The sequence below is a fragment of the Halomonas eurihalina genome, from assembly GCF_008274785.1.
GTDB lineage: Bacteria > Pseudomonadota > Gammaproteobacteria > Pseudomonadales > Halomonadaceae > Halomonas > Halomonas eurihalina.
Genome location: NZ_VTPU01000016.1, coordinates 33,179 through 46,619, shown reverse-complemented (window position 1 = coordinate 46,619; position 13,441 = coordinate 33,179). Strand labels below are relative to the sequence as shown.

At 63.0% G+C, this 13,441-nt stretch carries 12 protein-coding genes; 7 read left to right on the top strand and 5 right to left on the bottom strand.

Annotation, left to right across the window (positions count from 1 at the left end; all coding sequences use genetic code 11):
• Nucleotides 1-14: 14 nt before the first annotated feature.
• From FZZ93_RS14690 to FZZ93_RS14680, 3 genes are all read right to left on the bottom strand, one after another.
• Entirely contained in the window at nt 15-1,151 is a 1,137-nt protein-coding gene (locus FZZ93_RS14690) for an extracellular solute-binding protein (protein WP_246146231.1), read from the bottom strand.
• On the bottom strand, nt 1,138-2,850 hold the full coding sequence (locus tag FZZ93_RS14685; RefSeq protein WP_149323061.1) for a chloride channel protein: 1,713 nt from the start codon (nt 2,848-2,850) through the stop codon (nt 1,138-1,140). The genes FZZ93_RS14690 and FZZ93_RS14685 overlap by 14 nt, the downstream gene beginning before the upstream one ends.
• Before the next feature lie 344 nt (nt 2,851-3,194).
• Nucleotides 3,195-4,589, bottom strand: coding sequence for an aminotransferase-like domain-containing protein (locus FZZ93_RS14680; protein WP_149323060.1), 1,395 nt, complete (start codon nt 4,587-4,589; stop codon nt 3,195-3,197).
• Between the two features lie 99 nt (nt 4,590-4,688).
• Between FZZ93_RS14680 and FZZ93_RS14675 the strand changes: the two genes are divergently transcribed.
• Nucleotides 4,689-5,288, top strand: a complete 600-nt coding sequence (locus FZZ93_RS14675) for a LysE family translocator (RefSeq protein ID WP_013332712.1) — start codon at nt 4,689-4,691, stop codon at nt 5,286-5,288.
• On the opposite strand, the gene FZZ93_RS14670 is transcribed toward FZZ93_RS14675, so the two are convergent.
• A complete protein-coding gene (locus tag FZZ93_RS14670; RefSeq protein WP_149323059.1) occupies nt 5,275-5,688 on the bottom strand; it encodes a RidA family protein in 414 nt (137 codons plus the stop codon). The two genes, FZZ93_RS14675 and FZZ93_RS14670, sit on opposite strands and share 14 nt — an antisense overlap.
• A gap of 64 nt (nt 5,689-5,752) precedes the next feature.
• The gene (locus FZZ93_RS14665) at nt 5,753-6,658 is read right to left on the bottom strand and encodes a cation diffusion facilitator family transporter (RefSeq protein WP_149323058.1); all 906 of its coding nucleotides are present in this window, start codon (nt 6,656-6,658) and stop codon (nt 5,753-5,755) included.
• A 186-nt stretch (nt 6,659-6,844) separates the two neighbouring features.
• Between FZZ93_RS14665 and FZZ93_RS14660 the strand changes: the two genes are divergently transcribed.
• From FZZ93_RS14660 to FZZ93_RS14635, 6 genes are all read left to right on the top strand, one after another.
• Complete coding sequence (locus FZZ93_RS14660) at nt 6,845-7,198, top strand: DUF1428 domain-containing protein (protein ID WP_065240406.1); 354 nt, start codon at nt 6,845-6,847, stop codon at nt 7,196-7,198.
• Between the two features lie 80 nt (nt 7,199-7,278).
• The gene (locus FZZ93_RS14655) at nt 7,279-7,755 is read left to right on the top strand and encodes a VOC family protein (RefSeq protein ID WP_149323057.1); all 477 of its coding nucleotides are present in this window, start codon (nt 7,279-7,281) and stop codon (nt 7,753-7,755) included.
• Between the two features lie 189 nt (nt 7,756-7,944).
• The gene (locus FZZ93_RS14650; RefSeq protein WP_149323056.1) at nt 7,945-8,448 is read left to right on the top strand and encodes an RNA polymerase sigma factor; all 504 of its coding nucleotides are present in this window, start codon (nt 7,945-7,947) and stop codon (nt 8,446-8,448) included.
• A 75-nt stretch (nt 8,449-8,523) separates the two neighbouring features.
• Nucleotides 8,524-9,528, top strand: a complete 1,005-nt coding sequence (locus FZZ93_RS14645) for a FecR family protein (protein WP_149323055.1) — start codon at nt 8,524-8,526, stop codon at nt 9,526-9,528.
• Between the two features lie 97 nt (nt 9,529-9,625).
• Nucleotides 9,626-10,219 carry a biliverdin-producing heme oxygenase gene (locus FZZ93_RS14640; protein WP_149323054.1) on the top strand — a complete coding sequence of 198 codons (594 nt, stop codon included), beginning with the start codon at nt 9,626-9,628 and terminating at the stop codon, nt 10,217-10,219.
• Between the two features lie 210 nt (nt 10,220-10,429).
• Complete coding sequence (locus FZZ93_RS14635) at nt 10,430-13,285, top strand: TonB-dependent hemoglobin/transferrin/lactoferrin family receptor (protein ID WP_187774543.1); 2,856 nt, start codon at nt 10,430-10,432, stop codon at nt 13,283-13,285.
• The last annotated feature ends 156 nt before the right edge of the window (nt 13,286-13,441 follow it).

Genomic DNA, 13,441 nt, shown 5'->3' with positions numbered 1-13,441 from the left:
GGGAAGGCACCGATTTACCGGTCCCCACTGTCCTCGCGGTCATCAAGCAGGGCATCCTGGAAGTAGTCGTTGATGCGGGTATGGCTGCGGGCGTACCAGTCGTCGTCCTTGGTGATGGCGCGTTCGGTGTTCAGTGGGTGGGTGGGAATGTGCAGGCGCATATCGACGCCGCTGTCGGGGTGGGTCGTGACCTGCAGGGTCGCCGAGTGACGCGAGGGGCCGTAGGGGATGAGCCGGGCCAGGGCAGCCTGGCGTTCGCTGGAGGTAGCGAAGCGGATGAAGTCGCGGGCGATGTCGGGATGGGCGGCATGGCGGGGCACCGCCCAGGTTTCGTGCTCCTGGACCTGGCCATCCCAGAGGATCTCGATGGGTAGGTCGCGGTTGATCATGGCGTCGAAGAAGCGCCCGTTGTAGCCCGAGGCCATGACCACCTCGTTCTCCGCGAGTAGCCGTACCGGGGTATCGCCGGCTTTCCACCAGTGCAGATTCTCGAGGCTGTCGATCCGCTCGAAGGCGAGCGATAGGCCGCGACGGGTACTGAGCAAGCGATAGATTTCCTCCTTGGGAACGCCGTAGGAAAGCAGCGCCCACTCCAGGTTGACCGCGGGAGTGCGCTGCAGGGCGCGGGGGCCGGGGAAGCGTTGCTGGTCGAAGAGATCGGCGATCGAGGTGGGGCGCCGACCGGGGAAGGCATCGCGGCGATAGGCGACGACGGTGGCGAAGACCGAGTGGGTGATGGAGCAGCGGTTCAGGGCACCATCGATGAAATCGCGTTCGGCCGGGGTGCCGTCCGGTGCAGGAGCCAGCAATTCGGAGGGCAATGGGTCGAGCAGGTTCTCGGCACAGGCGGCCTTGGCCTGGCTGCGGGTCATGTCGATCAAGTCCCAGGCCACGTCGCCTTCGGCCACGGCCCGGCGGAGTTCGGCGATACCGCCGTCGTACTGCTCGACCTCCACCGGAGTGCCCGTGGCCTCGGTGAAGGGATCGAACAGGGCGCGTTGCTGGGCACGCTCGTAGGCACCGCCCCAACTGAGCACGGTCAGTGCTGCCGCTGCCGGCTCATCGCCGTATGTGGAAGGCGCGAGCATGATCGTCAAGCCGACCAAGGCTCCCATGCAGGCGCGTCGCATACCGTGATCAACCCGTGCCATGTTCCTCCCGTCGCAGTTCCTCGCTGTATTGCAGGTAGGCGCGGGCGATACTCGACTCGTAGACCACGCCGAGAAAGGCATCGTCGGCCTTGTCGTCGACCACGGCGATCGCCTCGCCGGTGACATCCTGAAGTTGATGCATGGCGCTCCACACCGAGGCCTCCGGGCCCAGAACCGGGCGTGGGGTGCGCGGGCAGTCGCGCACCCGGCGTTGGCCTTGGCCGCGACCGCGCATCACTTCGAGGTCGGCCAGCGTCACGCTGCCGTGATAGCGACCCTTGTCGTCGACCAGATAGGCCTCGCCGTGACCGTGGTGCCCCAGGGAGGCCACGGCGTCATCGATGCTGTCGCGGGGATTCAGCGTCACGCAGTCCTGGCTCAGCAGGTGCTTGAGTCTGGCACTTTGCAGCAAGGCGCGGCCGCGACCCGCCGAGAGGTCCAGGCCACGGTTGGCGAGCTGGATATCGAACAGTGAACGACCGAACAGCTGCGCGGCGATGGGGCTGGCCAGGGTCACGCTGGCCAGGGCGGCGGTGGTCAGCACATAACTGCCGGTAAGTTCGAAGACGATCAGCAGGCTGGTCAGGGGGGCGCCGATCACCGGGGCGGTCACCGCGACCATGCCGCATACGGCATAGAAGACAAAGGTGTCGCCGGCCAGGCCGGTATCGCCGATCAGGGTGCCGCACAAGGCGCCGAACAGGGTGCCGATCACCAGCGCCGGGCTGAACACGCCGCCGCCGAAGCCCATGCCGATGCACAGTGCCGTGGCGGTGAGCTTGAGCACCAGGACGATGACCAGTTCGAAACCACCGAAGGCTCCCTCGATGGTGGCGAAGCGCAGCGTCTCCTGGCCCATGCCGAGGATGTCCGGTACCCAGAGGGCGACGAGGCCGAGGGCCGCACCGGCCAGGGCGGGGCGCAGCGAGGGCACCACGGGCAGTCGAGCGGCCCAGCGGCCGACGGCGAGAATGGCATGCATGTAGGCCCCGGCCACCAGGGCGCCAAGCCCGCCGATGACGATGAACGCCGCGAATTCCCAAGGCTGGGGTACGGCGGTGTCGGCGACATGAAAGAGCGCGCCTTGCGACAGCACATTGGTGGCGATGACGTGCCCGACGATGGCGGCGGCGGCCACTGGGGCGAAGGCGCGCAGGGCATAGTGGCGCAGGATCACCTCGTGGGCGAAGACGATGCCGGCCAGCGGCGCATGAAAGGCCGTGGCGATGGCCGCCGCGACGCCGCAGGCGATGGTCACGTTATCGTCGGAGCGCCCCAGCTTGAGCAGCTTGGCGCCCAGCGAGCCCAGGGTGGCCCCCAGGTGGACGAGTGGCCCGTACTGGCCCACGGAGGCGCCGGCGCCGAGTGACACCAGCCCCGATACTGCCGACAGGAAGCCGGCTCGCGCCGGCAGGCGCCCGCGTCGTGTCTGCACGGCGGCAATCACGTCGGCAGGGGTATGAGGGCGACGCTCGCGGATAGCGCGGTGCAGTTGTCCCACCACCAGGCCGCCGAGGGCGGGCACCAGCACGGTGGCGATGGCAAGCGCCTCGGGGTGGGCGAACATCATGCGCCCGCGGGGCGAGATCAGCAGCAGATCGTTGAGCCAGAGCACCGCGCTGACGAAGCCCACGGCGGCGAGCGCCGCCAGGCCGCCGATCAATGCGCCGAGAACCACCAGACCGAGAAAACGCAGCATGCCCCGGGCACCTTGGGTGGGGCGCCCGGCGTCGTTTGCACGCCTTGTTTCCGGTTCGCCTGCCACGTCAGATGCGTCCCTGTGCCAATGGCGTTGTTTCGACCGATGCGTGGGGTTGCGGCAAGGGGCCGAGATCTTATCGCTGCCTGGTGCTTAGTTCATGTGTAGGGGGGATTCGGGGTCTGAGCAAGCCGGCTCGAGTGAGGGATGTGACGCAGCGCAGGGGACTGAGCCGGCTGCCGGACGTGCCCGAATGCCACCACGGCGGCGCTGGCTCACTGTCCATGCGCCGACCGTCGTCGTTGAATCAGGGTGAGAGGCCCGGGGGAAGGTGGGCTGCCGCGTCACATGGTGTGCCAGGGAGAGCAGGGCGGCTCCGCCAACGTCTCAAGGATGATGCGGAGCCCCCGGTCGAGCTCTTCCCGGCTTGCCGGGGGGCCCAGGCACAGGCGCAGGGCCTGGGGGGCCGGTTCGCTGCCGACGCAGAAGGGCTCCGGTGTCGAGACGCGCACTCCGCGTTGGGTGAGCAGTTCCTGGACTTCGCTGCCCCGCCGGCCGGTGGGCAGGGTCACCCAGAGATTGGAGGAGCGCTCGCGGCCGCTGGTCGGGTAATCCGCCAGTCGCTCCCGGGCCAGGCGCTGACGGGCCTCGAGCTCTTGGGTCTGCCAGTTGAGCAAGCGGCGGCTGGCGTCGCTGGCGATCCAGCGGCAGGTCGTCTCCACCATCAGCGGCGGCACCATCCAGGTCTGGGCGCGCAGGGCACTACCGATTCGCCCCAGCAGCGCTTCGGGAAGCTCCAGGGTGCCGATTCGCAGACCGCCGGCCAGCACCTTGGAGGTACTGAAAATGCGCAGGGTTCTCTCCGGGGCCAGTTCGATCAACGGCGTGCCTCGGTCGGCCTCGGGTAGATACTGGACGTTGTCCTCGATCAGCCAGAAATCGTGCTCGCGGGCCAGGGCGACCAGTCGTTCCCGACGCGCCTCGGTGAGGCAGGCCCCGGTCGGGTTGTTCTGCTCCGGTGTGGTGTAGACCAGCCGTGGCGGCTGGCGGGCGCACAGCCGGCCCAGGGCCTCGATATCCATGCCGTGCTCATCCAGAGGCACACCCAGCAGCTTGAGATGCGCCTGTCGGGCTGCGCCGATGAAGCCGGGATAGGTGAGGGCATCGGCGGCGACCAGTTCGCCCGGGCGCGTCAGAGCCTGGAGGGCAAGTGTCAGGCCATGCTGGCCACCCTGGGTGATGACCAGCGATTCGGGCTCGGCCGACATGCCCAGGCGGCCGAGCCACTCGGCTAGCTGTCGGCGATGGTTTTCCAGGCCGTATTCCGGCTGGTAGTCCACGGCGCGTTGCAGGCTCGCTGGATCGTCGGCCAGGGCAAGCAGGGTGTCGCGTAGCCCTTGCGGGCGCAGCGGATGGGGAGGAGGCAGACTCATGCTCATATCGACGACACCGTTCTCGACTGGCTGGCCGGCGCGGAACGTGGCCGTCGACTCCGCCTCCCTGTGTCGGACATAGGTGCCACTGCCGACTCGTGACTCGACCCAGCCCTGACGCTGGGCCTCGGCGTAGGCCCGGGTGATGGTGCCAATGGTCACGCCGAGCTTGTCGGCGAGACGGCGCTGAGGCGGCAGTCGCTCTCCCTGTGCCAACTCGCCCCGGGTGATGGCCTCGGCCATGGCGTCGGCGATGCGTCGGTAGCGCGGGCCGTCTTCGGGAAGCTTGGGTGTCCAGATTGTCATGGTGACAATAAAACCTTTGACGCCAAATTTGTCCTCATTATGCTCAGAGAAATGAGGAAAGTTAACCCGTTTTCATAAAATTGTATGGGTACAATAAAGATGGATACCTTGGCCTACCTGGGGCCCGTGACCCTGTTCATGGTCTCGATGACGATCACGCCCGGCCCCAACAACGTGATGCTGACCGCCTCCGGCGCCAACTATGGCTTTCGCCGTACCATGCCGCATGTGCTGGGGATTCTCGGTGGATGCTTCGTGCTGTTTGCCGCCATTGCCCTGGGACTGGGCATCCTCTTCGAGCGCTATCCGCTGGTGCAGACGGCGCTGCGGGTGATCGGCAGCCTCTATCTGTTGTATCTGGCCTGGAAGATCGCCACCGCGCCGCCGCCCGAGTTCGGCGATGCCGAGGGGCGACCTTTCGGCTTCTGGCAGGCGGCGGCCTTCCAGTTTGCCAATCCCAAGGCCTGGGTCATGGGGCTGACGCTGATGGCGAGCTTTCTGCCGGAAGACGGCAATAGCGTCGTCAACGCGCTCTTGCTGGCCGGCTTCGCGGAACTGGTGGGGCTGCCCTGCATCTCCCTGTGGGCGGGCTTCGGCACCGCCATCGGACGCTGGCTCAAGGGGCCGCGCGCATGGCGGATCTTCAACGGCACCATGGGCGCGCTCACCGCGGCCTGCGTGTTCTTTATCCTCGGTTGACGGCGAGGTCGTCGTCATCCGAACGACGTGCCACCAGAGTGATCTCGACATTGGCGCCGTCCAACAGGGTTGGGGACTGGGTGCAGGTGCGGGCAGGGTAATGCGGCGATTCGAAGAAATCGGCGTAGGCCGCATCCAGCTCGTGGATCTTCTCGAGGCTGGTGAGGTGCACGTCAGCCCGCACGATGTCGGCAAGTCCGCAGTCCACTGAATCAAGCAGGTGCTGGACGCGACGCATGATCCAGCGGGTCTCCTGGCCCACGTCGCCGAGTATCGCCTCGCTGCCCTGGATGTCCGCCGCGGTCAGGCCGGAGAGATACACATAGCGGTCATCCAGCACCACATGGCTGCCGGGAAAGGTGGGCGTTGGCAGGGTGGCATCATTATGGAAAGTCGGCATCCTGGCTCCCGTTCATTGCATGGCCTTTCATGGCCTGCGACATGCGGCCGTGCACCGATGTTCCTCAGAGCCAACGCTTATCGGCGGTAAACGACACCGTGAACCAGCGATGCTCGGCGGGAATGCTGAGTCCAGTGGCTATTGCCTCGCGGATCTCGTCCAGCTCGACCACACCACGCTCGACAGCGAACTCGGGCGTGGTGACGATGTGGATCTCGATGAAGTGGCCACGACCGCTCTTGGCCACATGACTGCTGTACTCGAGCAGCCCTTCGCGTTGCATCACCGGTGCCATGGCGGCATGCACCTCCCGATCGATGGCGCTTGGCGCCATCAGGAACACCTCCTTCATGGCCCGACGAACGATGCCGATGGGCACCGGCATGAAGGCCACCGTCAGGATCGCCAGCAGCAACGAATCGACGTAGGGCGTGAGATGAGCGTAGGGCGTACGCTGGAGGATCCAGGCGAAGACGAAGGCCGCCAGCAGGGTACTGGTGATCAGGGCTGCCATCAGCCAGCTATGCATGTCGATGCGCACGAACTCCGAACCGACACGGTGATTGAGACGGCGTTGATAGGCGGTCATGGAGAAACAGACGGTGGCCACGACCACGGCATAGACGCTCGCCAGGCCAAAGGCCAGGTCATGGCCGCCGGTCATCAGCCCCTGGACGGCATTGAGAAAGGCATAGAAGCACAGCAACAGCAGGATGGCACCGTTGAGTGCCGCCACCAGTGGTTCCAGATGCCAGTAGCCGTGCTGGAAGCGCTGGCTGACCTCCCGGGCGATCAACCGCGTGACCACCAGCGCCAGCGTCGACATGGCCGCGTCGATGGTCGAGAAGACCCCATCGAAGAGAATCGACCGAGACCCTGCCAGCAAACCGAAAGTGACCCCCAGGCTTGAAACCAGCAGGGTCATGACGATGGATACCTTGAGGGCGCGTTGCTCGAGAGCGGATGACATGGGGCGTTCGCCTGATGATCGAAAACCGTCAGTCTAGCCGAGGTCCTTTGGTGGCACAGTACCCCCAAGGGCATATATCGGTCCCCGGGCAATGTCGATTTGCTCGCTCCTGAAACGACCTATGAAAGCAGCGACGGCAATGTCTGTCGTCGCGCGTCATTTCAATGTCGAACAGGGGAGCACAACATGACATACGTCGATGGATTCGTGGCCGCCGTTCCCACTGCCAATCGGGAAAAATACCTGCAGCATGTCCGCGATTGCGCGGCGGTGTTCAAGGAGCACGGTGTCCTCAAGCTGGTGGAGTGTTGGGGCGATGACGTGCCCGAGGGCGAAGTCACCTCCTTTCCCATGGCCGTGAAGCGTCAGCCGGATGAAACCGTTGTCTTTGCCTGGCTGCTCTGGCCTTCTCGCGAGGTGCGCGACCAGGCCATGGCCAAGATCATGGAAGACCCGCGCCTGCAGCCTGACGTCAATCCCATGCCCTTCGATGGCAAGCGGCTAATCTATGGAGGATTCGAGGTCATCTTCGACGAATAGCCGGTCTTGCTGTTTTATCAGTTCCATCAAGCTCATCAGATCCATCAAGCGGCAGGCTTGCCTGCCGGGAGGAGACTTTCATGCACCGGATCACTCCCTTCCTGTGGTTCGATGGCCAGGCGGAAGAGGCAGCCAGCTTCTACGTTTCCGTGTTTCCCGATTCCCGCATCGAGCGGGTGGTACGGGCGCCGACCGATACGCCGAGCGTGTCGGTCGGTGAGGTCCTGCTCGTTGAATTCACCCTGGACGGCGCGCGTTACGCGGGCCTGAACGGTGGCCCTGATGTGCCCTTCACCCAGGCGGTGTCGCTGCATATCGACTGTGCCGACCAGGCCGAGGTAGATCGCTACTGGGAATCCCTGAGCGAGGGCGGTCGCAAGATTCAGTGTGGCTGGCTTCAGGACCGCTGGGGGCTCCACTGGCAAGTGGTGCCCACCCGGATGCACGAGCTGTTGAACGACCCCGATCCCGAGCGTGCCCGGCGGGCCATGGAGGCGATGATGCAAATGGAAAAACTCATCATCGCCGACCTGGAACGCGCCGCGGATGGCGGGTGAGGGCATGTTTCGGCCCGGCGCTGTGAGGATGACGCCGGGCCTCGGGGATTGGCCATGACGGCAGACCTTGGCATGCGGGACGATATAGCCAGGGCATGCGATGATATATCAAATGTCATTGATAATTAATATCATTTGTAAGATTATGTAGCCCTGATACCGCTAGCAAAAAGCGATCCTCCCTGTTCTATGGCTAATCCACCGCACTCCCTGCTGAAGATGTTCCTGAGCGAACGCTCTCGGTTGGTCAACCGGATCAAGCGCATCGTACACAACGATGCGCTTGCCGAGGATCTCGCTCAGGAGACCTTCCTGAAGTTATGGCGACGTCCGCAGGGTGACGATACTCGGGGATTGCTCTATCGCACCGCTCAGAATCTGGCGTTCGATTATTTGCGCGCGCAGCGGGTGAGGCAACGCTATCAGCAGGGTGGGCAGAACAGCGAGATGGACGATACGTCGCCCGATCCTGAAACCGTCGCCGAGACAGTGGAGCGCTGGGAGAGCCTGGTTCAAGCGCTGGAGACATTGCCGTCCAGGGCACAACGTGTATTTTTGCTCAATCGGGTGGATGGTGAAACCTATGCGGCCATTGCCAAGACCCTGGGTGTCTCGGTCAGTACCGTGGAAAAAGATATGATGTCGGCCATGCGTATCTGCCGGGAATGGCAACGGCGCCAGGATATGAGTTGAGGACAGTGTCGTGGTACGGCGTTGTATTGAATAAGCGAGATAACGTAGCTGGGCAGACCGTGAGGAGGCTTTGGGTTGACTCCCTCAGCAAATGACCAAGCGCCCGACGAGGCGGCCGCCGATGAGGCGATGGAGTGGTATCTGCACCTCAAGGATGATGGTGCCAGCGAAGAGGACCGGCGCGCTTTTCAGGCTTGGCTGGATCGGGACTCGCGTCATGCTCGTGCCTATCGCGATGCCGAATGGCTTTGGCAGGAGATCGAAGCTCCCGCTCGACTGATGGCCGCGCGGCGAAGTGCTCGCTCGTCCCGGCGTTCGCGTCCGGTACGCAGAGCGGCATGGGCAGCGGCCGCTTGCGTATTGATGACGATGCTCGTGGTGGCAGGCGTATGGCGAGATCCCGGGTTGATCGACCGACTGTCGGCCGATATCGCCACGCGTCCAGGCGAGACCCGGGAGGTTACGTTGGCCGATGGGTCACGGCTGTTCGTGGGAGCCGATAGTGCGGTGGACGTCGCCATATCAAAGGAGTCACGAGAGCTCACATTGCGGCGGGGGCGACTGTGGGTGGACGTCATGGCCGATGGACAGCGTGCGTTTAGCGTCGTTACCGGCATGGTACATGCCCGCGTCATGGGGACGCGCTTCGCCGTGGAACGAGGGCGCGATGCTGTCGCGGTGACGGTGGAGGAAGGTCAGGTCAGGGTCGCCGTGGAGGGGAACGACGGCCCCGTTCAGGGCACTGTCCTGGGAGCCGATCAACAGGTCGTGGCGACTGACGGTGTGCTGGGAACGCCACAGGGGTTGGACGCTTCGGCGCAACTCGCCTGGCATCATGGCAGATTGATTTTCGATCGAGCCTCGTTGGCGGAAGTGGCTGTACAACTGGAGCGAATGCTATCAGGACGAGTGATCAGCGCAGGAGAGCGAACTGCCGACGTACGCTTGTCGGGCAGTTTCCCGATCGACGATCCTGATGCGATCCTGTCGGCATTGAAGACCAGCCTGGGGGTCCAGGTGACGCGTATTCCCGGTGCCATCATTTGGCTGTCCCCTCCCGCTGACCGTGATGAGGCCTGACGGTTTACGGGATTTCACCTGCTGACACGTTCTCCTTTCCGGGAGCGTCGAATCTTTTCGACGTCCTTGATCCCTTTATGCAGGATGAGGAAAGGAAATGAACGATATGACGCAGATGTCGTCCGGGCTGTCGCTGAGCAAACGACTGAAGCAGGCGACCCAGGATCAACATGAAAGAGTCGATCAGGCCATCAGAGACTTGCAGCCCTTTGCGACTCGCGCTGGCTACGTCGAATTTCTGAAGGTGCAGTATCTGTTTCAGCGCTATACCTCTCCCCTCTATGAAAAGGCAGCGCTCGTGGCATGGATTCCCGATCTGCCGCAACGTAGCCGTTATGCTGCGGTCAGTCGCGACTGCCAGGACATGAATATCGATATGGCAGCGCTTAACCGACATGGCGACCTTCCTTCATCCCTGCCACTGGCGAGCTCGCTAGGTTGGCTGTATGTCAACGAGGGCTCCAATCTAGGTGCCGCCTTCTTGCTCAAGGAGGCGGCCAGGCTCGGGCTGTCCGAGAGATGCGGCGCGCGTCACCTGGCTGCCGCTGAAACCGGTCGAGGGGCTCATTGGCGACAGTTCACCCAATGCCTCGACGCGGTGTCGCTTACCCATGCCGAACAGCAAGCGGTGATCGATGGCGCGCGTGATGCCTTCGATTTCGTTCATTCATTGGCCATTGCAGCACGATGAGCGCCATGTAGGCCGATCATCGCGAATCCGAACAAAACGAGATGAGGAACGCAGGAAGCTCATACGTTATGAGAATGAGAAAAATAGTCATTCTCATAATAATGGGGCTTCATGCAAATGCGATACGACAACCGCAGGATCGAACAGGGGAGCGAGGGACACTCCCGAACCCGTAAATGGCTTGGGCGAGCATGGATCGTCTTACTGTTGATGGTCGTCGTCGTTCTGAAGGCGCGGGGCCAGGAGGAAGCTGGCGGCGCAGACATTGACGCGCCTCTCGCCCAACAGGTCCACACTTTCGATTTACCCGAACAGCGCTTGCTCGACGCCTTGGGCGAGTTCACCGCGATCACCGGCATTGCAGTGCTGCGTGCGGATGGTCAGGCGATCGAAGGGCGGGCGCCTGCCATTCGTGGCGAAATGACCGCCGCACAGGCCCTTCGCGAACTGCTGACGGGTGCCAGCTTAGCGGCTGAGTATCGTAACGAGCGTACTGTCGAGCTTGTCGAGCCGCAGACAGTGACCACCGTTGGCGACCAAGTGTCGCTGAGTACGCTGACAGTACTGGGTAACCGTCATGACTGGACCTATCGTACCCCGAACTCGGTCAGCGTGATCTCCCGCGAGCAAATCGACCGCATGCCGCCACGTCACGCCGCCGACATGTTGGTAGAGACGCCAGGCGTGTACAGCGCAGTGAGCGCCCAAGATCCCGGCCTGTCGGTGAATATCCGTGGCATGCAGGACTTCGGCCGCGTCAACATGATGATCGACGGCATGCGCCAGAACTTCAACGAGAACGCCCACCAGCAGCGCAACGGCAACTTCTACGTCGATTCCGAACTGTTGAGCAGCGTGGAGATCGACAAGGGGCCCAGCTCGGGGGTGCATGGCGCCACCGCCATTGCCGGCAGCGCCGACTTCCAGACCATCAACTACGACGACATCATCCTGCCCGGCAACGATGTCGGCGTGCGCCTGCGCGGCACCACCGGCGTCGGTGGCGATGCCAACGGCGTGCACTTCATCGGCAGCACGGCGATGGCCGGCCGCTTCGGCGACAACCTGGAGCTGCTCGCCGCCAAGAGTCGGCGCAGCTTCGGCGAATACGCCCCTGGCAAGCGCCACCAGAGCTACGATTGGCTGACGGCAGGTGTTCAAGACAACCCGCTGGAAGGTGAACAGGAACTCAGCACGGTCAAGTTCACCGATACCACCCAGGATTCCGAACTGTTCAAGGCCCGCCTCGGGCTACCCGCCGACCAGGCACTGGAGTTCACCTGGCTGCACAGCGAACTCGACTACAACAATACTTCCGACCGCCGGATCACCAATCCCGCAACCGGCGAGATTATCGACGAGGACGACTCCTATATCCGCTACGGCGATGCCCGGGCCGAATCGGAATCCTTCGGTCTTGATTACGATTACCAACCCGATTCGCCCTGGTTCGATCTGCACGCCAAGCTCTACTTCGTCGATACCAAGAACCATCGCAACGCCGGTGCTGGCGAGCCGGTGATGGCCGGCAGTCTCAATATGTCCGACTATGCCTGGGACAACGGCTACTGCGAATCGCCAAGTTCAGAATATTGGATCACTGCCTGTGACGCCGGATTGGGGTCGCGAACCGATACTCGGATCAAGACCTACGGATTCCTCCTGGAGAACACCAGCCGCTTCACGCTGGCGGGCATCGACGGTTTCTCCTTCGACCACGGCTTGGAGTACTTCCAGGATCGCGGCGATTCCGAGAGCGCCGATACCCGTAACGGAAGTGCCGTCGACAGCGCGGAGAGCACCCTGCAGCCCAACGGCAAGCGGGATCTCGCCAGCGCCTTCGGCAACCTGACCTGGGAAAACGAGACCTGGACCTTGAGCGCCGGGCTGCGCTACGACGACTACCGGCTCAAGGGCAATACCGCCGTGCCTGGCACGGAGTGGGCCTATGTGACCCGTCAAGAGCAGTTCGACGCAAGGTTCGACGAAGCGACTCAGCAGCAGATGCGTGATGATGGCACCTACGACATCATCTATAACCGTGGTCTCTACGATCCCGAGTGGCAGTCGAATCCGGGGATGTATGAGTACGATATCGACGAACATCAAGACCGCTGGTTACCGACCCTGGCCGCCGCCTATCGGCCCACTGACTGGCTGGAGCTCTTCGCCGGTTGGGGCAAGTCCTGGCGTCCACCGGGCCTGACCGAGTCTCTGATGGAAGGGCAGCACCCCGGCGATCCCTTTGCCTCCATGTATCCCAACCCCTATGCCGAGCCCGAGACATCGCGTAGTTGGGAAGCCGGCTTCAACACCGCCTTCGAAGGACTGCTGACCCCGCAGGACCGCTTGCTGTCCAAGGTGGCCTACTACGATACCCGGGTCGACAACTATCTGATCACCAATATGGCCAATGTTCTGCCAGGGCAGGTTGGCGGGCTCGGTAATACCATGTTCGTCAATAACCTGGCGCCGATGAAGTTCCAGGGCATCGAGCTGGAGCTGGATTACGACGCTGGCCCCTGGTACACGCGGCTCGCCTATACCCATGTGCTCAACGGCGATCAGGATTTCTGTTTCAAGACCTATCCGCTCGGCAGCCATCAGATCAAGGAAGACCAGCCCGACGAGGATGGCAACTACTCGGGTTACCATAACGATGCCATTGCAGAGGGCTACGACTCCTACGAGGAAAAACTCGATCATCAAACGCAATGCGCTATTGGTGGTGAAGCGGCTTCTCTGGGCATGAACAGCGCGCGCAATTCGATCATGGATCGTGCCACCTGGGTGCTGGGTACCCGGTTGTTCGACCGCAAGCTGGATATCGGTACCCGCCTGACCTACAGCGCTGAAGGCAAGCCCGAGGGCTTCGATACCGCGATCTGGCCCAGCTATACAGTATGGGATCTCTACGCCAGCTACCGCTTCAACGAGCATGTGATACTGCGTGGCACGGTCAATAACCTGCGCGACGAAAGCTATGTCACCGGCTACTCGGATATCTTCTCGCGCACCTATGCGCCAGGGCGCACGGTGATGGCAGGGCTGGAAGTGCAGTTCTGAGAGAGGCCTCGAAACGTCGAGGAGACATCAGCGCGAAGGTTTCGTGCGATGGGAAACCATCGCCAGAGGTTTCGCCGGGGCCAGAGCACTCGGTGGAGCGAGTGGGCAGGGTGCCCACGTCCGTTGGCGATCAACCGTCGGCGGTCAATCAGTGGT